A 22,204-nucleotide genomic window follows, 5' to 3' on the forward strand; every position below is an offset into this window, starting at 1 on the left:
ACACAACCCGCTACGGGGGAGACTTACCCGAAATCTGATTTATTCAACAAAGCCGTTTCTAACGTGTCGTTGTAAAACCAGTAGTGCGCAATTGCCGTCATCTTTTTATCAGTGACAAGAATCAGTCTCATGTTTTTGAACTGATCTAACCAGTTTTCAGATAAAAAATAATTGATGTTTTTATGACTGAAGTCGATGATGACAACCGGCTGCGAAATATATTTATCATTTACCTCGCCAAAGTGATGACGAATGCCTTCAACCAAAAAGGTGTTATTATCAGGCCAGATATAATATTCAAGCGCGTGGCAATCACGGTTTTGGCCATCTTCAGACGTATTAAAGCGGCATTGCTTTTCGCAACCATAACAACGCATGTCAGGGGTATGACAAACAGGTTGTCCACCTGTATGAGATAAATAGCCAGGATTGTTAGTTGCACAGTACATATTATACCTCACACGCGATGTTTTCTTACGTTAATGATATTAAGCCGGAGTCTGACAAACGCCGTCGTTCTTTAGGAATAATCATATGCTGGACCAGGCAATAATCTTAATTAAATAGTCTGAACTGACTATTATGAATGCGATTTAAGAACTAATTTTATATAAAACAAGGGGTTGTATAAGTTCTTAAATGAGAGTGAGATTCATTTATTTTGATCTAAAATGCTGTAATTGTTGTTTTTTGGTTAATTTTTGGCAGAGTCGTTTACTTTCTGAAATACCGGGTGAGGGACACGGTTTAATAAGCCGAAAAAGCACGGGCTTTATTAACTAAAGTAAGCGGTGTGGAGCAATAAAATACGCATTTAAATATAGCCGCAGAAAATAGTTGTCCTGTTTATAAAGCGTATTATTTACCTGTTTCTTGTGACTCGTCGTCCGTTATATCAGTGCCCGGCGTTACCAACCGGCGGCATCGTTGCCTCTTTTATCGGTTACATAATCTTTAGTTAACAAATAATATACATAAACAGTGCATTTATTTAACATTTGATCGTTTATGGTGCATTTGTCGCACTGTTTTTGTGCAGTGAACGGGATGGCTAATGTGCTGGCGCAACGTTTGACGTGCCAATTCGTTTTTGATGTTCTGCTTATAAATTAACAGGTTATCACCCTTTACACTGCGAAATTTTGAACCAATATAAAATTGGTTCGTTTATTGCTTAATCATTAGCACGATAAGTAGCGCCTCATATCAATAACTTATCGTTAATAACAATAAAGTCATGATGAAAGCGAGCGAACCAATATGGAAAAACCGTCACGGTTTCTGGCAAATTCCAGCACCGCGCTTGAACAATTGCGCGGTCTTATTCACCAGCACGAGTCAACACCAGGCCTTCCGCTGCCCACGGAACGTGAGCTGTCGGAAACTCTCGGCGTAGGACGACGTGAAGTACGTCGTGCGCTGGATGTGCTGGAAGAAGAGGGGCGGATCTGGCGTAAGCAGGGCAAAGGCACCTTTATTGGTCCTGCTGCGCCTGTGGAACCGCTGGCCCTTCAGGGATTGGTTCAGCAAACCAACCTTCTGGAAGTGATGGAAGCTCGTCTACAGCTCGAACCCGGCTTAGCCCGGCTTGCGGCACTGCGTGCCACCAGGGAAAACCTCGCGCTCATGCAGCGCATGCTGGAACGCATTGATAAGGTCAGCCCGGACGACCGCGATCTGAATGAACTGTGGGACAGCGCCTTTCACCGCGCCATTGCGGAGGCCGCAGGCAATCGCCTGATGCTCGGTCTTTTTGATGCCATTGATGCCGTCAGGCGTGAGCCAGGCTGGCAGCATTTGCGTGAGCTTGCCCGAACCCCCGAACGGGTCGATGTCTACAACGACCATCATCATAAAATCATGTCCGCGATTATCCATCGCCAGCCCAACGAAGCAGCGGCCGCCATGCGCGAACATCTGCTTAGCCTGCAAAACGCCCTGATACAGGCGATCCACCTTGAGGACGACATCACGCTATGACGACGATTCCGTTTAAGGAAGCCACTCCGGTACTGCGCCTGCAAAGCCTTAACGTTAAGTTCGCTGGATCGCCGGTGAGCGTGCTTGACGGTATCTCGCTGACGGTCAAAGCGGGTGAAACGCTGGCGCTGGTGGGGGAGTCCGGCTGCGGGAAAAGTATCACCTCCTTAGCGCTGATGGGGCTATTGCCCGCCAGCGCGCAGATTGTCAGCGGCGATATGCAGTTTCGTCGCCACGATCTGCGAAAGCTCTCCCCGCGGGAATATGCCGATCTCCGCGGTAACGAGCTGGCGATGATTTTCCAGGAGCCGATGACGTCGCTCAACCCCGCCTTTACCCTTGGGGACCAGCTCAGCGAAGCGGTTATGCGCCATCAGAACGTTTCGCGTGCGCAGGCGATGGATACCGCGCTGCAAATCCTGGAGAAGGTGCAGATCCCGGCGGCAGAGATGCGCCTGAAAGCGTATCCGCACCAGCTTTCCGGCGGCATGCGCCAGCGCGTGATGATTGCGATGGCGCTCATTAACCATCCGCGTTTGTTGATTGCCGACGAGCCGACCACCGCGCTGGACGTCACCATTCAGGCGCAAATCCTCGCACTGCTCAACACCTTAAAAGAGGAGACCGGTACGGCGGTGCTGATGATCACCCATGATTTAGGCGTGGTGGCGGAAGTGGCGCAGCAGGTGGCGGTGATGTATGCCGGGCAGGTGGTGGAGCAGGGGAGCGTCGAGGCCATCTTTGCCGATCCGCAGCACCCGTACACCATTGGTCTGATGGGCTCTATTCCGTCCGCGGGCGCGCGTAAAGGGCCGCTCGCCACCATTCCCGGCGCGGTTCCCCTGGCAGAATCCATGCCGAATGGCTGCCGCTTTGCGACCCGCTGCCCCTTTGCGCAAACACGCTGCCATAACGAAAAACCGTCGCTCGCGGCGCAGGGGGCTGACCATCTGGTCGCCTGCTTCCGCGTGCCGCTGGAACAACACATTGCGCTGGGAGAGATCGCATGACCACGCCCATTCTTGAAGCCCGTGACCTGAGCAAGCGCTTCCCCGGCCCGAAGAAACTGTTTACTCCAGCCCGCTTTGTGACGGCGGTGGATCGCGTCTCCCTCTCCGTGATGCCCGGCGAAACGCTGGCGATTGTCGGGGAGTCCGGGTCCGGCAAATCCACGCTCGGCCGTCTGCTGCTGCGTTTGCTGGCCGCCAGCGAAGGACGCGTGTTTTATCAGGGGGAAGAGATCACACACGCCTCAGGAGCTCGTCTCAACCAGCTGCGCCGGGAATTACAGATTATTTTTCAGGATCCTTTTGCGTCGCTAAACCCGCGCATGACGGTTGAGCAGATTGTGGGTGAGCCGCTGTGGCTGCATCAGGAGATGAAAAAAGCCGATCGTCACTATCGCGTTGCGGAACTGCTTAAAACCGTGGGTCTGCCTGCCGCCTGGGCGGCGCGTTTTCCGCACGAGTTTTCAGGTGGGCAACGCCAGCGCATTGGTATTGCGCGTGCGCTGGCCTCCGGGCCAAAACTGCTGCTGGGAGACGAGCCCGTCTCGGCGCTGGATGTTTCCGTGCAGGCGCAGGTGATCAATCTGCTGGAAAGCCTGAAGCATCAACTGGGGCTAACGATGGTGATTGTTGCCCACGGCCTGGCGGTCATCCGCCATATGAGCGACCGCGTGGCAGTGATGTATCTCGGGCAGATCGTTGAGCTTGCCAGCGTCGACGAGATCTTTGACGCGCCTCTCCATCCTTACACCCAGGCGCTCATCGCCTCTGCACCGCAGATGCAGCCGGGCGCCCGACGCGCAGCCCCGTTGCTGCAAGGGGATTTACCGAACCCGGCCGATCCCCCGTCCGGATGCCGATTCCATACCCGTTGCCCGTATGCCACGGATGAATGTCGCCTTGCCGAGCCCATTAACCAGGTGCTGGAAGGCGGACGCCAGATTGCCTGCCACCGCTGGCAGGAGATTAACCGCGATCGCAGTGTTATTCAGATAGCACCGCCGTCTGCCGCCTTTCTGCGCCGCCGCGCGCTGTTTGAACACGCGGCCTCTCACTCCTCCCTTCCTTCAAGGAACTCATGATAATGACAATGCGTAATTCTCTTTTGACCGTACTGGGAAGTGTTATGTTGCTCGGCGCGGCGCTGCCCGCCCAGGCTGAAAGCGTGCTGCGAGTAGGGCTGGGTGCAGACCCGGACATGCTCGATCCGCATCTGGCGCGCACCTATTATGGCCGCTTCGTTTTTGCCTCCCTGTGCGACAGGCTGGTGGATGTGGACGAAAACCTGAAAGTGGTGCCGGGTCTGGCGAAAGAGTGGACCTGGAGCGAGGATGGCAAAACCCTGACCTTCAATTTGCGTGAGGGCGTCACCTTCCATGACGGCGAAAAATTCGATGCGGCAGCGGCAAAATACAACCTCGACCGGGCGCTGACCTTAAAAGGCTCTCTGCGTAAAAGTGAAATATCGTCCGTGGAGTCCGTTGAGGTCACCGGCCCGATGCAGATCGCCCTGCACCTGAAAACCCCCGATGCTGCCCTGTTAATGCAGCTCACCGACCGCGCCGGGGCGATGATGGCCCCCGAAGCGGCGAAAAAGCCGGACTTTGCCGCCCATCCCGTCTGCTCCGGTCCTTATAAGTTCGACAGCCGCGTCTCCCAGGATCGCATTGTTCTGACTCGTTTCGACAACTACTGGAATAAAGACGCTTACCACTTCGACAAGATCATCTACCTGCCGATCCCGGATGCCTCCGTGCGTCTGGCGAACCTGCGCGCGGGCGATCTCGATCTGACCGAGGGCATTGCTGCCAGCGACGTTAAAACCGTCGAAGCCGACAGCAAGCTGGCGCTGGCGAAGGTGACCGGCCTCGGGTATCAGGGCATCACCTTCAATATCAATAATGGCAAGGTGCCAGCGAACGATCCGTTCAAGGACGCCCGCGTGCGTGAAGCGTTCTCTCAGGCCATTGACCGCGATGCGCTCAATCAGGTGGTCTTTGAAGGACTCTATACGCCTGCCAACCAGCCGTTTTCGACGGCAAGCCCGTATCACGTCAACCTGCCGGTGCCCCCGCGTGACGTCGACAAGGCGAAAGCGCTGCTTAAAGCCGCAGGCGTCGCGACGCCGCTGAATGTGAATCTGCTGGTGCCGAACAACCCAACCTCGCAGCAGGTCGGCCAGGTATTGCAGGCGATGGTGGCTGAAGCGGGCTTTACCCTGAATCTGCAGATGACCGAGTTCGCCACGCTGCTCGAGCGCCAGCAGAGCGGTGATTACCAGCTGAGCTTCTCCGGCTGGTCAGGACGCCCGGACCCGGATGGCAGCATCTACGGTTTTATCCACAGCAAAGGGACGCTTAACGACGGCCGTTACAGCAATGCGCAGGTCGATGAGTGGCTGACCCAGGCGCGTCTCAGCAACGATAAAGCCGTTCGCCAGCCGCTGTACGACAAGGTAGTGAAGCAGCTGCAAACCGACATGCCTGTTGCCTACCTCTACTTTGAGCCGCGTATTTTCGTCCTGAACAAAAGCGTGCAGGGCTTTAAGCCATACCCGGACGGCATCGTGCGTCTGGCCGGTGTGACGCTGGCGAAATAACCGTCCCGAGGAGAGACCATGCTGGAACTGATTTGCAAACGTCTGCTGCTGGCCATTCCGACGCTATTGCTGGTGAGTATGATGGTGTTCGGGCTGCAGAAGCTGCTGCCCGGCGATCCGCTCATCGCCATGGCGGGCGAGGAGCGCGATCCGGCGGTGATCGCCCAGCTGCGCGCTGAGCTCAATCTGGATGCGCCCATCCCGGTGCAGTATTTCCACAGGCTGACGCGCGCGCTGCAGGGCGATCTAGGGGTCTCCTTACGCACGCACGAACCGGTGACCGAGCTTATCGCCAGCAAACTGCCGGTCACGCTGGAGCTGTCGCTGCTGGCGATGATCATCGCCCTGGTGTTCGGCATCAGCATGGGGATCCTCGCGGCGGTGAACAAAAACAGCTGGGTCGATCACGGGGCGAACTTTGTGGCGATCTCCGGGATCTCGATACCGCACTTCTGGCTCGGGATCCTACTGATACTGGTCTTTTCGGTCAATCTGCAGTGGCTGTCAGCGTCCGGGTTTGTGCCGTTTAGTGAAGATCCGGTACAGAACCTGCGGACGTTGCTGCTGCCTGCCGCCGTGCTCGGCACCGGGCTGGCGGCCACGCTGATGCGCCATACCCGCGCCTCCATGATCGCCGTGCTCAAAGCTGACTACATCCGCACCGCGCGGGCCAAAGGGCTGCTGCCAAAAGCCGTCATTATCAAGCATGCGTTTCGTAACGCGCTGGTGCCGGTGATCACGCTCACCACGCTGCTGTTCGGCGAGCTGCTGGGCGGCGCGGTGCTGACCGAGCAGGTCTTCACCATTCCGGGATTTGGCAAAATGATCGTCGACTCGGTGTTTAACCGCGACTACGCGGTGGTGCAGGGCGTGGTGCTGATCGTGGCGATTGGCTTCCTGTTGCTGAACCTGCTGGCCGATGTGCTGTACGTTCTCATCAATCCGAAAATGCGAGGTTAACCATGGCGGAACTGACAACTCAAACCGTTGCGCCGGTTCTGCCCCGCGCGCAGAACCGGGTGCTGAAGAAATTTCTCGCCAATAAAAGCGCGGTGATCGGCGCGGTGATTGTGGGCTTCTTTGTGCTGGTGGCGCTGCTTGCACCGTGGATCGCGCCGTTCGATCCGGTGAAGGCGAATTTCCTCGCGGTGCGCAAAGCGCCCTCGGCGATGTACTGGTTCGGCACCGACGAGCTGGGGCGCGATATTTTATCCCGCATTATCTGGGGAGCCAGAACCTCGCTGATGGCGGGGTGTATGTCGGTAGTCATCGCCGTGGTCATCGGCGTGCCGCTGGGGCTGGTGGCTGGTTACTTTCAGAAGATGTGGGATGGGGTGATCTCACGCGTTATCGAAGCGCTGCTGGCCTGTCCGTTCCTGATCATGGCGATCGCCCTCGGGGCGTTTTTAGGCCCAAGCCTGACCAACGCCATGATCGCCATTGGCCTTTCCGCGATGCCGATCTTCGCCCGTCTCACGCGCGGCCAGGTGATCGCCATTCGCAACGAAGAGTACATCGACGGCGCGCGGGCGATAGGCCTGCCGGATCGCTGGATCATCATCAAATATGTCCTGCCGAACGTGATGTCACCCATTCTGGTGCAGGCCACGCTGGCCATTGCCTCGGCGATTATCGCCGAAGCCAGTCTCTCGTTTCTGGGTCTGGGGCAGCAGCCGCCAAACCCCTCCTGGGGCTCAATGCTTAACACCGCCAAAGGCTTCCTTGAGCAGGCGCCCTGGATGTCCGTCTTCCCCGGCGTGGCGATTTTCCTTGCCGTGCAGGGCTTTAATTTACTCGGCGACGGGCTGCGCGATGCGCTCGATCCGCGCCACGACTAAGGAGTCATGATGACCAAAGCGCTTGATTTTACGTCCGGTTACGCTTCACGACGCCCACCGATGATGGGCCATAACGCGGTAGCCACCTCGCAGCCGCTGGCGGCGCAGGCGGGGATGAAGATGCTGCAGCTGGGCGGCAACGCCGTTGATGCGGCTGTCGCCACCGCGATGGCGCTGACGGTGGTTGAACCCACCGGTAACGGGATTGGCAGCGATGCCTTCGCCATCGTCTGGGATGGTGAAAAGCTCCACGGCCTGAACGCCTCTGGCCGCTCGCCTGCGAGCTGGCATGCGGATCTGTTCGCTGGCAAAACGGCGATGCCGGAAATCGGCTGGGATGCGGTAACCGTGCCCGGTGCGGTATCGGGCTGGGTGGCGCTGGCGGAACGTTTTGGCACGCTGCCGCTGACCACGCTGGCGCAGCCTGCCATTGAGTATGCGCGTAACGGTTTCCCGGTCTCGCCGCTGATTGGCCATCTCTGGCAGCGCGGTTATAACAAACTCAAAGACCAGCCGGGCTTTAGCGCCTGCTTCGCACCGGAAGGCCGCGCCCCGCGCGTAGGGGAGATCTTCCGTAACCCGGCGCAGGCGAACTCGCTGGAGCTGATTGCAAAAACCAACGGCGAGGCGTTTTACCGGGGCGAGCTGGCGCAGAAAATTGCCGCCTTCGCCAAAGCGCACGGCGCACATCTGACGGCTGAGGATCTGGCGAACCATCGTGTGGACTGGGTGGATCTGTTGTCGCGCGACTTTGCCGGCGGTTCGGTGCAGGAGCTACCGCCGAACGGGCAGGGGATCGCCACGTTGATTGCGCTCGGCATTCTGGAGCAGTGCGGCATTGAGCACCATCATCCGGACTCCGTGCAATCCCTGCATTTATCCATTGAGGCGATGAAGCTGGCGCTGGCGGATCTCGACCGCTACGTGGCGGATGAAGCGCACATGGAGTTTGCGGCTAAAGAGCTGCTGAGCGACCTTTATCTGAAATCGCGCGCGGCGCTTATCGACCCTGATAAAGCCTCGGATTTTGAGTACGGTTCGCCGACGCAGAGCGGTACGGTCTACATCAGCACCGCGGATGCCAGCGGGATGATGGTTTCGTTTATCCAGTCCAACTATATGGGCTTTGGTTCAGGGATTGTGGTACCGGATACCGGCATCAGCCTGCAAAACCGCGGCTGCGGATTTGTGCTGGATCCGAAGCACCCGAACGCGCTGGCGGGCAGCAAGCGTCCGTTCCACACCATCATTCCGGGTTTTGCGATGGACGGCAACGGCCAGCCGCTGATGTCTTTTGGTGTGATGGGTGGGCCAATGCAGGCGCAAGGGCATATGCAGATGGCGCTGCGGATCATGCTGCACGGGCAAAACCCGCAGGCGGCAATCGACGCCCCGCGCTGGCGCGTGGTGCAGGGCCGGGAGGTGATCGTCGAATCGACGTTCGATCGCAACACCATTGCTGCACTGCGTGAACGTGGCCACCACATCGTCGTGGAAGATCCGCTCCAGGAGTATAACTTTGGCGGTGCGCAGGTGATTTACCGGATGCCGGAAGGGCACTACGTGGCCGCGACGGAGAGCCGCAAAGACGGGCAGGCGCTGGTGAGTTGATCTTTTATCCTCCCTCTCCCTTTGGGAGAGGGTTGGGGTGAGGGGAAAATGTCACCCAATACTAAACGGATCCGCATCCTGCCATGCGGGGAACTTCTCGCGATACTCCTTCAGCGCCGTCAACGACAGCTCGGCATCAATGCGCGTCGCCTGATGCGGTTCGGCGGTGGCGATGATCTCGCCCTGCGGATTCACCACCCGGCTATCGCCCCGGTAGTGATGTCCGTTGCCGTCTGTTCCCACGCGGTTACACCCCACCACGTACGCCTGGTTTTCAATTGCGCGTGCCACCAGCAGCGACTGCCAGTGCAGGGAGCGCGGCGCAGGCCAGTTGGCGACATACAGCGCCAGGTCGTAATCGTTGCGGTTGCGCGACCAGACCGGGAAGCGCAGGTCGTAGCAGACAAGCGGCAGAATACGCCAGCCGCGCCATTCAAACACCACGCGTTCGTTGCCGGCTTGATAATGATGATGCTCATCGGCCATGCGGAACAGGTGGCGCTTATCGTAAAAATGGACCTTCCCCTCCGGCTCAACCAGCAGGAAGCGGTTCACCGGGCCGCGTTCCGTTTGCAGGGCGGCGCTACCGGCGATCAGCGCGTTGGTCTGCTGCGCTTTGGCGTGCATCCAGGCGACCACCTCATCCTGCGGCATCGACTGTTGTGCGGCTTCCATCGCGAAGCCCGTGGTGAACATCTCCGGCAGGACAATCACATCGCGCCCGGTAATGCCTTCCAGTTGACGATCAAAGTGGCGCAGGTTGGCAGGACCATCCATCCACACTAAAGGTTGCTGCAAAATAGAAATCTTCAGACCAGGCACAATTCAGACTCCTCAAACGACCCTTTTTGACACTGTAGCACGACATAAAGAGAAAAGATGGCAATAAAAAACCCCGCTCGTGGCGGGGTTTTTCAGGACGAAACGCGTTAAGCGGCTTCAGGTTTGCGGTGTTTCTCCGGCAGCTTTACCGGCTGTGTCGCCAGCTCATCCGGTTCGAAATCATCGACGTTAATGCTGCGCAGACGGCTCTCTTCGGCTTTCACCAGGAGTGCGGCTTCGCTGTTGTCAATGATGCCACCCGCCAGCGCCTGTTTCGCCAGTTCATCCAGGCGGGTAAACGGCAGGTTTTTGCCCAGCTGTTTACAGATCTTCTGGTGAATCGGGTCGGCGGCCATCACGTCCAGCAGCGCCTCTTCCAGCAGACCCACCGGGTTATGTGGCGTTGGCGCCAGATACTGACCTCGGCCGATACGTGAGCGGGTTGCGCTCGGTACCTGCAGGATCTTCGCCACTTTATGATCCAGCTTGTCAGACGGCGCCAGATGATGACGACCGGTCGGGAAGATCGCCACACGCAGGGCACCTGCCACCAGACGGTTAGGGAAGTTCACCAGCAGATCGTCAATCGCCTGCTCGGCCTGATACAGCGCATCCTGCACCCCCCAGTGCACCAGCGGCAGATCCGCTTCCTGACGGCCTTCGTCGTCGTAGCGTTTCAGTACCGCAGAAGCCAGGTAGAGCTGGCTCAGCACATCACCCAGACGGGCAGAGATGCGCTCGCGACGCTTCAGGCTACCGCCCAGCACCGCCATGGAGACGTCGGACAGCAGTGCCAGGTTGGCGCTCAGCCGGTTCAGATGCTGGTAATAACGTTTTGTCGCATCATGGGTTGGCGTGGCGCTGGTCAGCCCGCGGGTCAGACCCAGCCAGAAGCTGCGCACTTTATTGCTGCCTACATGACCGATATGTTTGAACAGCAGCTTGTCGAAGGCATCCACGTCGTTGTTCTGCGCGGCGGCCATCTCCTCCAGCACGTACGGATGACAGCGAATCGCCCCCTGGCCGAAGATCATCATGCTGCGGGTCAGGATGTTTGCCCCTTCTACGGTGATGGCGATCGGTGCGCCCTGATAGCCACGCGCCAGGAAGTTGCCTTCGCCGAGCATAATGCCTTTACCACCTGCGATATCCATTGCATCAATGATCGACTGTTGTGCGCGGTGGGTGCAGTGGTACTTCACAATCGCGGACAGTACGGCCGGTTTTTCACCCAGCATAATGCCGTAGGTAATTAACGACGCGGCGGCATCCATCACGTAGGCGTTGCCTGCGATACGCGCCAGCGGCTCTTCGATCCCTTCCATCTTGCCGATGGAGATTTTGAACTGACGACGGATGTGCGCGTAGGCACCAATCCCCATCGCCACCGATTTCAGCCCGCCGGTTGAGTTCGACGGCAGGGTAATGCCGCGACCAACGGACAGACATTCCACCAGCATACGCCAGCCCTGACCGGCCATTTTCGGCCCACCGATGATGTAATCAATCGGGACAAAGATATCCTGACCGCGGGTCGGACCGTTCTGGAACGGCACGTTCAGCGGGAAGTGGCGACGACCAATTTCAACGCCCGGGGTAGAGGTGGGGATCAGCGCACAGGTAATGCCCAGATCTTCTTCACCACCCAGCAGTTTTTCCGGGTCGGAGAGTTTAAACGCCAGGCCCAGCACGGTAGCGACAGGCGCGAGCGTAATGTAGCGTTTGTTCCAGGTCAGGCGCATACCCAGCACCTGTTCGCCCTGCCATTCGCCCATGCAGACCACACCGGTATCCGGGATGGCGCCTGCATCGGAACCCGCTTCCGGGCTGGTCAGTGCGAAGCATGGAATTTCCTGACCGCGTGCCAGACGCGGCAGATAGTGATCTTTCTGCTCTTTTGTACCGTAATGCTGCAGCAGTTCGCCCGGGCCTAAGGAGTTAGGTACGCCCACGGTGATCGCCAGGATCCCGGAGACGCCAGCCAGTTTTTGCAGCACGCGAGCCTGAGCGTACGCGGAGAATTCCAGACCGCCATACTCTTTTTTGATGATCATCGCGAAGAAGCGATGCTCTTTCAGGTATGCCCACAGCTCCGGCGGCAGGTCGGCCATTTCATGGGTGATGGCAAAGTCATTGGCCATACGGCAGGCTTCTTCTACCGGGCCGTCAATAAAGGCTTGTTCTTCCGCTGTCAGACGCGGCTGCGGGTAGTTATGCAGTTTTTTCCAGTCCGGGTTGCCCTGGAACAGATCGCCTTCCCACCAGGTGGTACCGGCGTCAATCGCTTCTTTCTCGGTGCGCGACATCGGTGGCATCACTTTGCGGAAACCTTTGAATACCGGCGCGGAGATCATCGACTTACGCATCGGGGCAAAGTTAAACGGCAGAAGGATGATGGCCAGCGGCACTAAAAGCCAGATATTCCAGAGACCTGCGACGCCAAGCGCAGCCGTCCAGGCCAGAAGAATCAGGCTGCTCAGGAATAAACTTACACGGTGATAGAACAGCACACCGAGCAGGACAACGGTTGCGAGAATGCTCAAAATCATCATAAAGAAAAGCTCCCTTGCTTGTAGGAGGTCTGACCACTTGTGATGATATGGTTGTAGTTGATGTTATTTCCTTTAGCAATGTGTTTACAAAATAATTACAACCTGGTTCACATTGTTCGTTTGTTTGCCGGCACGAAAACACAAAACGTCAGACGATTCGCATCCCTTTAGCTTCTCGCTTTTATTGCTATCCGGTACACTCCACTGTGTTATCTCATCAATACTGAAGGATTATCCTCATGTACCAGGATCTTATTCGTAACGAACTGAACGAAGCGGCGGAAACGCTGGCTAACTTTCTGAAAGATGATGCCAATATTCACGCTATTCAGCGCGCGGCGGTCCTGCTGGCCGACAGTTTCAAAGCCGGTGGCAAAGTGCTCTCCTGCGGTAACGGGGGGTCCCACTGCGACGCTATGCACTTCGCAGAAGAGCTGACCGGGCGTTATCGTGAAAACCGTCCGGGCTACCCGGCGATTGCGATCTCCGACGTGAGCCACATCTCCTGCGTGGGCAACGATTTCGGTTACGACTACATCTTCTCCCGCTACGTTGAAGCGGTTGGTCGTGAAGGTGACGTGCTGCTGGGTATCTCCACTTCGGGCAACTCTGGTAACGTGATCAAAGCGATTGCGGCGGCGCGTGAAAAAGGGATGAAAGTCATCACCCTGACGGGCAAAGATGGCGGTAAGATGGACGGTACCGCGGACGTTGAAATCCGTGTTCCGCACTTCGGTTATGCTGACCGCATTCAGGAAATTCACATCAAAGTGATCCACATCCTGATCCAGCTGATCGAAAAAGAAATGGTTAAGTAAGGCTTCGCTGGGGGGCTCCGGTGCCCCCCGCAGTTGTGGAGTGGAGGTAATCTATGTGCGAACTGCTCGGGATGAGCGCCAATGTGCCAACCGATATCTGCTTTAGTTTCACCGGGCTGGTACAGCGCGGTGGGGGAACCGGGCCGCATAAAGACGGCTGGGGTATCACCTTCTACGAAGGCAAAGGGTGTCGCACGTTCAAGGATCCACAACCCAGCTTTAACTCACCGATTGCCAAACTGGTGCAGGATTACCCCATTAAATCCTGTTCGGTAATCGCCCATATTCGTCAGGCAAACCGCGGCGAAGTGGCGCTCGAAAACACCCATCCGTTTACCCGTGAGCTGTGGGGCCGTAACTGGACCTACGCGCATAACGGGCAACTTACGGGCTATAAGTCGCTGGAGACCGGTAATTTTCGCCCGGTTGGCGAAACCGACAGCGAAAAAGCCTTTTGCTGGCTGCTGCATAAGCTGACAGAGCGTTATCCGCGCACCCCTGGCAACATGGCGGCGGTATTTAAATATATTGCGTCGCTGGCGTCTGAACTGCGCGAGAAGGGCGTGTTTAACATGCTGTTGTCTGACGGGCGCTATGTGATGGCGTTCTGCTCGACGAACCTGTTCTGGATCACCCGACGTGCACCGTTTGGCGTGGCAAAGTTGCTCGATCAGGATGTGGAAATTGATTTTCAGAAAGAGACCACACCAAATGATGTGGTCACTGTTATCGCCACGCAGCCGCTGACCGGCAACGAGACCTGGCAGAAGATTATGCCAGGCGAGTGGGTGTTATTTTGTCTCGGGGACCGTGTAATTTGATGCCAGCTGTGGGTGGACAACTTCGTGGCTCAGCGGTTTGCTGACCACATAACGGCCATCCACAACCGAGACGACAGGCGGCTTGTGCGTCTGCTCGAAATAGTCATAGCCCGGTTTTAGCTGTTTCCAGAAATCCGCGTAGTAAGAGTACTTGTGACGCGCCATGTTGGCATCGGTCATGCGGAACGGATAGATGCTGACCTGAACGTTTGACTGACCAAAGACCAGTGCGCCCGTGACAAACTGGAAAATCTCATCAATGCCGGAATCGGTCATCGCGTAACAGCCGATGGACACACAGGCACCGTGGATCATCAGATATTTACCTTCGTAACCGTGCGCACGGTCAAAGGCATTCGGGAAGCCGATATTAATCGCTTTATAGAAACGGCTATCCGGTTTTAGCTGGTTACGCTGAACGTTGTAAAACCCTTCCGGGCTTTTGAAATCGCCCTGACGCTGTTTTGGCCCCAGACCACCGGAGTAGTTACAAATCTTGTAGCTGTCGAGCAGCTGATATGTCTCACCCATTTTCACAAACAGGTCGAGTGTGCGTTCTTCCTTGAAGATTTGAATATAAACGGGGGATCCCATTAGCTGCTGTTTATATTCTTTGCTCACAGGCGTGGTTGAACTGTTGCTGCTGAGCAGCCCGGCAAACGACACGCACGGAATCAGGAGCATCGCAATGAACAATGCGATTTTACGCATACTACAAGTTCCTTGATAAAACTAAGACCAACTTGCCAGAACGGCAAAAGAGACCCGAAATCAGATTAATCTGTTAGGAGCGCTCACATTAGCACCGCTATAGATTTTCGCAAGAGCGGAGCTGTTAGTTTACAAATTAGTTTTACTTTATAACCCATCAAAATCGCGCTGGCTCCAGGAACTTTGCGTATCAGTTCGCAATTTGACACCTGCAGCTGAGTTTTATCTGCCCGGAAAACGCCGGAAATGGTACACTTCACGCCCTCAGAATAGTTGTTCACGGAAACTTGCTAACCACATGTTTAAAATAAGAAAAGGACTTGACCTGCCCATCGCAGGCGTGCCCGAACAGCACGTTTCGGCAGGCGCAAGCGTTCGCCATGTTGCCATTCTGGGCGACGATTACGTGGGGATGCGCCCCTCAATGCTGGTCCAGCAGGACGATCGCGTCATTAAAGGGCAGGCGCTCTTCGAAGATAAAAAAAATCCCGGCGTGATGTTTACCGCCCCTGCCTGCGGCACCGTTGTGGCGATCAACCGTGGCGAACGCCGCGTGTTGCAGTCGGTGGTTATCCGCATTGAAGGGGATGAACAGCGTGAGTTTGCCCATTATGAGGCCGCAGACCTCGCGGCGTTGAGCCGTGAAACCGTTCAGGCGCAACTGCTGGACGCCGGTTTGTGGACCGCATTTCGCACACGCCCTTTCAGCAAAACGCCTGTGCCTGGCACGGTTCCGGCCGCTATTTTCGTTACGGCAATCGACACCAACCCACTCAGTGCAGACCCGCAGCCGGTTATTCTGGCACAACGTCAGGCCTTTGATGCCGGGCTGACCGTTCTCACGCGGCTGACGCCCGGGAAAGTCCACGTGTGCCAGGCCAGTGCCGGTAAACTTGGCGGCCATCCGCAGGGACAGGTGACGTTTAATGAATTTGCAGGCCCGCATCCGGCGGGGTTGGCGGGAACGCATATTCACTTCCTTGAGCCGGTCAGCCTGACAAAACAGGTCTGGCACCTTAACTATCAGGACGTGATTGCCATCGGCAAACTCTTTACCACCGGTAAGCTCTGCACAGAGCGAGTGATCGCGATTGGCGGGCCGCAGGCGGCAAACCCGCGCCTGGTGACAACGCTGTTGGGTGCGGATATCAATGAACTGCTGGACGACGAAACCAAAGCGGGTGAAAACCGTCTGATTTCCGGTTCGGTACTCAGCGGCCGTCATGCCGTTGGGCCGCAGGCCTATCTGGGGCGCTTCCATCTGCAGGTGAGCATTGTGCTGGAAGGGCGTGAGAAAGAGCTCTTCGGCTGGGTGCTGCCAGGTGCAGAAAAGTATTCCGTCACCCGCACCACGCTCGGCCACTTCCTGTGTCATAAGCTGTTCAACTTCTCCACCAGCACAAACGGCGGTGAGCGTGCCATGGTGCCGATTGGCAACTACGAGCGTGTAATGCCGCTCGATATTCTGCCCACCGTGCTGCTGCGCGATCTGCTTGCCGGGGACACCGACAGCGCCCAGGCGCTGGGTTGCCTGGAGCTGGACGAAGAAGATCTGGCGCTCTGTACCTATGTCTGTCCGGGAAAATACGAATATGGACCGGTATTGCGCGAGGTGTTAACCCGCATTGAGCAGGAAGGATAACCATGGGCTTAAAACACCTCTTTGAAAAAATAGAGCCGCATTTTACCGAGGGTAAACTGAAGAAGTACTACCCGCTGTATGAAGCGACGACGACCATTTTCTACACGCCAGGTCTGGTGACGAAAGGCGCAGCGCACGTTCGTGACGCTATCGACCTGAAGCGAATGATGATTCTGGTCTGGTTTGCCGTCTTCCCGGCAATGTTCTGGGGCATGTACAACGTGGGGCTACAGACCATTCCGGCGCTGCATCATCTGTACGATGCTCAGCAACTGGTGCAGGTGATCCAGTCTGACTGGCATTACCGTCTGGCACAGTCGCTTGGCGTAAGTTTTGCCCCAGACGCGGGCTGGATCAGCATGATGACGCTGGGGGCGGTGTTCTTCCTGCCGATCTACATCACGGTATTTATCGTGGGTGGGTTCTGGGAAGTGCTGTTTGCCATTATTCGTAAACATGAGATCAACGAAGGCTTCTTTGTTACTTCCATTCTGTTTGCCCTGATTGTCCCGCCAACGTTACCGCTTTGGCAGGCCGCGCTGGGGATCAGCTTTGGTGTGGTCATCGCGAAAGAGATCTTCGGGGGAACCGGGCGTAACTTCCTCAACCCTGCGCTGGCAGGGCGTGCGTTCCTGTTCTTTGCCTATCCGGCGCAAATCTCCGGCGATCTGGTCTGGACCGCTGCGGACGGCTTCTCTGGGGCGACACCGCTTTCACAATGGGCGGCGCACGGCGGTGAAACGCTGGTGAACAATGCGACAGGCCAACCCGTGACCTGGTTTGATGCGTTTATGGGCAACATCCCGGGCTCCATTGGGGAGGTCTCCACGCTGATGATTTTGATTGGCGGGGCGATCATCCTGTTTGGTCGCGTGGCCTCCTGGCGGATTGTCGCCGGTGTCATGATCGGCATGGTGCTGACTGCCACACTGTTCAACCTTATCGGTTCCGCCACCAACCCGATGTTCTCCATGCCCTGGTACTGGCATCTGGTGCTGGGCGGTTTCGCCTTCGGCATGATGTTCATGGCCACCGATCCGGTCTCTGCTTCCTTTACTGACAGAGGGAAATGGAGCTATGGCGTGCTCATCGGGATGATGTGTGTCCTGATTCGTGTGGTCAACCCGGCCTATCCGGAAGGGATGATGTTGGCCATTCTGTTTGCCAACCTGTTTGCACCACTGTTCGATTATCTGGTCGTGCGCGCCAACATTAAGCGGAGGAAGGCACGTGGCTGAAATCAAAAATAACGACAGCATCGGCAAAACGCTGCTGGTGGTGCTGGTCCTGTGTCTGGTCTGTTCCATTGTGGTGGCTGGTTCTGCCGTGGGGTTAAAGCCGCGACAGCAGGAGCAGCGCGCGCTGGATAAACAGCGCAACATCCTGGCCGTCGCCGGGCTGATGCAGGAAGGGATGAGTGCAGACGATGTGTCGGCCGTCTTTGCTGAGCGCATCACCGCGCGTCTGGTGGATTTAAAAACGGGTCAACTGCTGGATAAAGATCCGGCGAAATATAACCAGGCGCTGGCATTAAAAGACCCGCAGATGAGCATGACGCTGGACGCATCTCAGGATCCGGCGGGCATTAAGCGTCGCAGCAATCTGGCCGAAATCTACCTCGTACGTGATGAGCAAAAACAGGTGCAGGAAGTGGTGCTGCCCATCTACGGCAACGGCCTGTGGTCAATGATGTACGCCTTTGTGGCGCTTGATACGGATGGCCGCACTGTGAAAGGCATCACCTACTATGACCAGGGCGAAACGCCAGGGCTCGGTGGTGAAGTGGAGAACCCTAACTGGCGCGCGCAGTTTGTCGGGAAGAAAGTGCTCGACGACAGCGGAGCGCCTGCGCTGAAGGTGATGAAAGGGTCTGCGCGTCCTGACGATGTCTATGCCGTTGACGGGCTATCCGGGGCCACGCTCACCTCCAAAGGGGTGCAGCACAGTTTTGATTTCTGGATGGGCGAACTCGGTTTTGGTCCTTTCCTGAAAAATGTACGTGAAGGAGCGCTGAACCATGGCTGATACGGGTGAACTGAAAGAAGTTAAAAAGGTGCTGATTGGCCCACTTTTAGCCAATAACCCGATAACGCTGCAGGTGCTGGGTGTGTGTTCAGCCCTGGCGGTGACCACCAAGCTGGAAACGGCGGTGGTGATGACGCTGGCAGTAACGCTGGTAACCGCGTTTTCCAGCATGTTTATCTCGATGATCCGCCACCATATCCCCAACAGCGTGAGGATCATCGTGCAGATGGCGATCATCGCCTCGCTGGTGATCGTGGTCGATCAGCTGCTGCGAGCCTTTGCCTATGAAATATCGAAACAGCTTTCGGTATTTGTGGGCCTGATTATCACCAACTGTATCGTGATGGGGCGTGCAGAAGGCTATGCCATGAAAATGCCCCCGCTGGCGAGCTTTATGGATGGCATCGGCAACGGCCTCGGCTACGGCGTGATCCTGCTGTCCGTAGGGTTCCTGCGTGAGTTGATTGGCAGCGGTAAGCTGTTTGGCATCACGGTGCTGGACACGGTACAGAACGGCGGCTGGTATCTGCCAAACGGCCTGTTCCTGCTGGCTCCAAGCGCATTTTTCATTATCGGTTTGCTGATCTGGCTGATTCGTACCCTGAAGCCAGAACAGCAGGAAAAGGAGTAACCGACAATGGCTCATTACCTGAGTTTATTTGTGCGCGCGGTGTTTGTTGAAAACATGGCGCTCGCGTTCTTCCTCGGCATGTGTACGTTCCTTGCCGTGTCCAAAAAGGTATCGACAGCATTTGGCCTGGGCATAGCGGTTACCGTGGTGCTTGGCCTGTCGGTGCCGATCAACAACCTGGTGTACAACTTTGTCCTGCGCGACAGCGCGCTGGTGGAGGGGGTGGATCTCAGCTTCCTGAACTTCATTACCTTTATCGGTGTGATTGCGGCGCTGGTGCAAATCCTTGAGATGATCCTTGATAAATATTTCCCGTCACTCTACAACGCGCTGGGGATCTTCCTGCCGTTGATCGCGGTGAACTGCGCCATCTTCGGTGGCGTCTCGTTTATGGTTCAGCGTGATTACAACTTCAGCGAATCAATTGTGTATGGTTTCGGCTCCGGGATCGGCTGGATGCTGGCTATCGTCACCATGGCGGGGATCCGCGAAAAAATGAAATATGCCAACGTGCCTGCAGGCCTGCGTGGCTTAGGGATCACCTTTATCACCACCGGTCTCATGGCGCTGGGCTTTATGTCCTTCTCCGGTGTGCAGCTATAAGGGCTAACTGATGGAAATTATGCTTGGCGTGGCGATGTTCACGCTGATTGTACTGGTGCTGTCGGGGTTGATTCTGGTGGCGCGCGCGAAGCTGGTGAATTCCGGCGATGTCATTATCGATATCAACGATGAACCGCAAAACCAGATCCGCACGCCAGCCGGCGATAAACTGCTGAATACGCTTGCTGGCAACGGCATCTTCGTCTCTTCGGCCTGCGGTGGCGGTGGCTCCTGTGGGCAGTGCCGTGTAAAGGTGAAAGAGGGCGGTGGCGATATTCTGCCCACTGAGCTGTCGCACATCACCAAGCGTGAGGCGAAAGAGGGCTGCCGTCTGGCCTGTCAGGTCGCGGTGCGCCAGAACATGAAAATTGAACTGCCGGAGGAGATTTTCGGCGTCAAAAAATGGGAATGCGAAGTTATCTCCAACGATAACAAAGCCACGTTTATCAAAGAGCTTAAACTGCGGGTGCCTGAAGGAGAGAGCGTTCCGTTCCGGGCGGGGGGCTATATCCAGATTGAATGCCCGGAGCACACCGTAGCCTATGCTGACTTCGACGTGCCTGATGAATACCGTGCCGACTGGGATAAATTCAACCTCTTCCGCTTTGTCTCTGAGGTTAAAGAGCCCGCGCTTCGTGCTTACTCCATGGCGAACTACCCGGAAGAGAAGGGTATCATCATGCTTAACGTGCGTATCGCCACGCCGCCGCCAGCGGTACCGCATGCACCGCCGGGCGTCATGTCATCGTATATCTGGTCATTAAAACCGGGCGACAAGGTGACCATCTCCGGCCCGTTTGGCGAGTTCTTTGCGAAAGAGACCGATGCCGAAATGGTATTTATCGGCGGTGGTGCAGGTATGGCGCCGATGCGTTCGCACATTTTCGACCAACTCAAGCGGCTTGGCAGTCAGCGTAAAATCAGTTTCTGGTACGGGGCGCGTTCGCTGCGTGAGATGTTCTATGACGATGAGTTCGAACAGTTGGCGCGTGAAAACCCTAACTTCACCTTCCATGTGGCGCTCTCCGATCCGCAGCCGGAAGATAACTGGACCGGCCATACGGGCTTCATCCACAACGTGCTGTATGAAAACTACCTCAAACAGCATCCTGCGCCGGAAGACTGCGAGTTTTATATGTGTGGTCCGCCAGTGATGAACGCCGCCGTGATCAAGATGCTTAAAGATCTGGGCGTGGAAGATGAGAACATCCTGCTGGATGATTTTGGAGGCTGATGATGCTGACGTTTCTGGCAACCTTCGCGGTCTTTGTACTGGTCATATTCGGCATGTCGTTAGGTTGGATCATCAAGCGCAAAAGCATTCAGGGCAGCTGCGGTGGGATCTCGTCCATTGGCATGGAAAAAGTCTGCGACTGTCCGGAACCGTGCGATGCCCGTAAAAAAAGGATGGCGCGGGAGCAGCAGCGCCGAATTTTGTAAATCGCGACGTAACGATAACAGCAGGCCGCATTATTGCGGCCTGCTGGCTTATTTAGCCCATGCTTTTGCGGCGGCGGGCGAGTCGACCATCACCGCATCCGCCTGCAGCGCCTCTGCCTTTTTATAATCTTCGGCGGTGTTCACGCCCAGCAAGATAACGTGACTGTTGCCCTGCGAGCGGAAACAGTCCATGGATTCTTTATCCCAGGTGAGGGTTGAGCGGGACACCCCTTCACCAAGGGTAAATTTCTCAACCACGTCAACGGTTCTGTTCAGCTCTAGCGCGTACCAGTACTCCTGCATCGTCTGCTCTGGTGGCAGGCACTGGTGGCTCAGCGATACCGTTACCAGCCTGGAGCGCGTTTCACTGCGGGTAACAAAGCGTGGGATTGCTGCCGGAAGCGAGGCAAGATAACGGTCCTCAGTAGAATAAACCCACACCCGACCCAGACTCTGGGTCTCATTAAGCACCGCAAGAAGCGCTTTTCCCATCGTGGCCGGATCGGCGTCAGGGGATTTGATATCTATATAAAACCGGGTTTGTGGCCAGGTTTCCAGCACGCTTTTCAGGGTGGGGATCGTCACCCCTTTGCCACGCCAGGGATGGGTTTCACCGCCCCAGCTCCAGCCAGCGTCAACTGCCGATAGCTCCGCAAGCGTGTAGTCCGAGATTTTGCCTGTTTTGTTCGTCAGCGCTTTTAAATCAGAAGGACGATACAGGACCGGAACGCCATCTTTACTGAGCTGCACGGTTATCCAGACTGCCTGAGCCTGATTCTCTAAGGCCAGTTTGATCGCTTGTACTGTGTTTTCTGGTGCGTCGGCTGTTCCGCCCCGGTGGGCAACGATCTGTGGGCCAGCGAAGCTCGTTCCCGTCACGAGCAGCAGAGAGAGCGCGAGTATTTTTCTCATGAATTTATATCCTTATTCACATAAAAAATTAATATATACAACAAGTTACGTGTTGTTTTTTGTATCATATTTTTATGACAAATAAGAGAAGGTAAATCTGCTGTCGCATTTTTTATACTTTGATATACTGTATATAAATGGGTCTTCCCTTGTTGTGGTGGCTGAAGGCATGATAATGGCGTATTAAATCGC

22 protein-coding genes are annotated in these 22,204 nt (G+C 56.1%); 16 read left to right on the forward strand and 6 right to left on the reverse strand.

Annotated features, from left to right (window positions below):
* Window positions 1-23 precede the first annotated feature (23 nt).
* Window positions 24-449: a hypothetical protein gene (locus HX884_RS19255; RefSeq protein WP_249166318.1), complete on the reverse strand. Its 426-nt coding sequence runs from the start codon at window positions 447-449 to the stop codon at window positions 24-26.
* 811 nt (window positions 450-1,260) lie between these two features.
* On the opposite strand from HX884_RS19255, the gene HX884_RS19260 reads away from it, so the two are divergent.
* The 7 genes from HX884_RS19260 to HX884_RS19290 are packed head-to-tail and all read left to right on the forward strand — an operon-like array spanning window position 1,261 to window position 9,035.
* Entirely contained in the window at window positions 1,261-1,980 is a 720-nt protein-coding gene (locus HX884_RS19260) for a FadR/GntR family transcriptional regulator (protein ID WP_013095718.1), read from the forward strand.
* Window positions 1,977-2,990 carry an ABC transporter ATP-binding protein gene (locus HX884_RS19265; RefSeq protein ID WP_178328635.1) on the forward strand — a complete coding sequence of 338 codons (1,014 nt, stop codon included), beginning with the start codon at window positions 1,977-1,979 and terminating at the stop codon, window positions 2,988-2,990. Before HX884_RS19260 ends, HX884_RS19265 begins: the two co-directional genes overlap by 4 nt.
* Complete coding sequence (locus tag HX884_RS19270) at window positions 2,987-4,069, forward strand: ABC transporter ATP-binding protein (RefSeq protein ID WP_029882426.1); 1,083 nt, start codon at window positions 2,987-2,989, stop codon at window positions 4,067-4,069. Before HX884_RS19265 ends, HX884_RS19270 begins: the two co-directional genes overlap by 4 nt.
* A gap of 2 nt (window positions 4,070-4,071) precedes the next feature.
* Window positions 4,072-5,586 (forward strand): ABC transporter substrate-binding protein, encoded by a 1,515-nt coding sequence (locus HX884_RS19275; RefSeq protein ID WP_178328636.1) that lies wholly within the window; start codon window positions 4,072-4,074, stop codon window positions 5,584-5,586.
* 18 nt (window positions 5,587-5,604) lie between these two features.
* Window positions 5,605-6,546, forward strand: a complete 942-nt coding sequence (locus tag HX884_RS19280) for an ABC transporter permease (RefSeq protein WP_178328637.1) — start codon at window positions 5,605-5,607, stop codon at window positions 6,544-6,546.
* 2 nt (window positions 6,547-6,548) lie between these two features.
* Entirely contained in the window at window positions 6,549-7,424 is an 876-nt protein-coding gene (locus tag HX884_RS19285; RefSeq protein ID WP_013095723.1) for an ABC transporter permease, read from the forward strand.
* Window positions 7,425-7,433: 9 nt separating this feature from the next.
* Entirely contained in the window at window positions 7,434-9,035 is a 1,602-nt protein-coding gene (locus tag HX884_RS19290) for a gamma-glutamyltransferase family protein (RefSeq protein ID WP_178328638.1), read from the forward strand.
* 51 nt (window positions 9,036-9,086) lie between these two features.
* Here HX884_RS19290 and HX884_RS19295 read toward each other — a convergent pair whose 3' ends face one another.
* Both HX884_RS19295 and fadE read right to left on the reverse strand, forming a co-directional pair.
* A complete protein-coding gene (locus HX884_RS19295; RefSeq protein WP_029882429.1) occupies window positions 9,087-9,857 on the reverse strand; it encodes an amidohydrolase in 771 nt (256 codons plus the stop codon).
* Between the two features lie 107 nt (window positions 9,858-9,964).
* A complete protein-coding gene (fadE, locus tag HX884_RS19300) occupies window positions 9,965-12,409 on the reverse strand; it encodes an acyl-CoA dehydrogenase FadE (protein ID WP_029882430.1) in 2,445 nt (814 codons plus the stop codon).
* A gap of 239 nt (window positions 12,410-12,648) precedes the next feature.
* On the opposite strand from fadE, the gene lpcA reads away from it, so the two are divergent.
* Complete coding sequence (gene lpcA / locus HX884_RS19305; protein ID WP_013095727.1) at window positions 12,649-13,227, forward strand: D-sedoheptulose 7-phosphate isomerase; 579 nt, start codon at window positions 12,649-12,651, stop codon at window positions 13,225-13,227.
* A gap of 53 nt (window positions 13,228-13,280) precedes the next feature.
* Window positions 13,281-14,048, forward strand: a complete 768-nt coding sequence (locus tag HX884_RS19310) for a class II glutamine amidotransferase (protein WP_013095728.1) — start codon at window positions 13,281-13,283, stop codon at window positions 14,046-14,048.
* On the opposite strand, the gene dpaA is transcribed toward HX884_RS19310, so the two are convergent.
* Window positions 14,019-14,759 (reverse strand): peptidoglycan meso-diaminopimelic acid protein amidase, encoded by a 741-nt coding sequence (dpaA, locus tag HX884_RS19315; protein ID WP_178328639.1) that lies wholly within the window; start codon window positions 14,757-14,759, stop codon window positions 14,019-14,021. The two genes, HX884_RS19310 and dpaA, sit on opposite strands and share 30 nt — an antisense overlap.
* A gap of 298 nt (window positions 14,760-15,057) precedes the next feature.
* On the opposite strand from dpaA, the gene HX884_RS19320 reads away from it, so the two are divergent.
* From HX884_RS19320 to nqrM, 7 genes are read left to right on the forward strand one after another with little or no spacing between them, the layout of a single operon-like run.
* Window positions 15,058-16,401: a Na(+)-translocating NADH-quinone reductase subunit A gene (locus tag HX884_RS19320; protein ID WP_178328640.1), complete on the forward strand. Its 1,344-nt coding sequence runs from the start codon at window positions 15,058-15,060 to the stop codon at window positions 16,399-16,401.
* A gap of 2 nt (window positions 16,402-16,403) precedes the next feature.
* On the forward strand, window positions 16,404-17,639 hold the full coding sequence (locus HX884_RS19325) for an NADH:ubiquinone reductase (Na(+)-transporting) subunit B (protein WP_178328641.1): 1,236 nt from the start codon (window positions 16,404-16,406) through the stop codon (window positions 17,637-17,639).
* Window positions 17,632-18,426 carry a Na(+)-translocating NADH-quinone reductase subunit C gene (locus tag HX884_RS19330; RefSeq protein ID WP_013095732.1) on the forward strand — a complete coding sequence of 265 codons (795 nt, stop codon included), beginning with the start codon at window positions 17,632-17,634 and terminating at the stop codon, window positions 18,424-18,426. Before HX884_RS19325 ends, HX884_RS19330 begins: the two co-directional genes overlap by 8 nt.
* Window positions 18,419-19,057, forward strand: a complete 639-nt coding sequence (locus tag HX884_RS19335; protein ID WP_013095733.1) for an NADH:ubiquinone reductase (Na(+)-transporting) subunit D — start codon at window positions 18,419-18,421, stop codon at window positions 19,055-19,057. Before HX884_RS19330 ends, HX884_RS19335 begins: the two co-directional genes overlap by 8 nt.
* Before the next feature lie 6 nt (window positions 19,058-19,063).
* Window positions 19,064-19,660, forward strand: a complete 597-nt coding sequence (nqrE, locus tag HX884_RS19340) for an NADH:ubiquinone reductase (Na(+)-transporting) subunit E (protein ID WP_013095734.1) — start codon at window positions 19,064-19,066, stop codon at window positions 19,658-19,660.
* 10 nt (window positions 19,661-19,670) lie between these two features.
* Window positions 19,671-20,894: an NADH:ubiquinone reductase (Na(+)-transporting) subunit F gene (gene nqrF, locus HX884_RS19345; protein WP_014830784.1), complete on the forward strand. Its 1,224-nt coding sequence runs from the start codon at window positions 19,671-19,673 to the stop codon at window positions 20,892-20,894.
* Window positions 20,894-21,100, forward strand: a complete 207-nt coding sequence (nqrM, locus tag HX884_RS19350) for a (Na+)-NQR maturation NqrM (RefSeq protein ID WP_020686315.1) — start codon at window positions 20,894-20,896, stop codon at window positions 21,098-21,100. The genes nqrF and nqrM overlap by 1 nt, the downstream gene beginning before the upstream one ends.
* A 48-nt stretch (window positions 21,101-21,148) precedes the next feature.
* Here nqrM and HX884_RS19355 read toward each other — a convergent pair whose 3' ends face one another.
* Window positions 21,149-22,012: a glycerophosphodiester phosphodiesterase family protein gene (locus HX884_RS19355; protein WP_178328642.1), complete on the reverse strand. Its 864-nt coding sequence runs from the start codon at window positions 22,010-22,012 to the stop codon at window positions 21,149-21,151.
* A partial coding sequence (locus HX884_RS27010) for a hypothetical protein (RefSeq protein WP_218620092.1) occupies window positions 22,009-22,204 on the reverse strand: 196 nt, incomplete at its 5' end. The genes HX884_RS19355 and HX884_RS27010, both read right to left, overlap by 4 nt.

Origin of the sequence: Enterobacter sp. SECR19-1250 (assembly GCF_013391025.1) — a bacterium.
GTDB classification, from domain to species: Bacteria; Pseudomonadota; Gammaproteobacteria; order Enterobacterales; family Enterobacteriaceae; genus Enterobacter; species Enterobacter cloacae.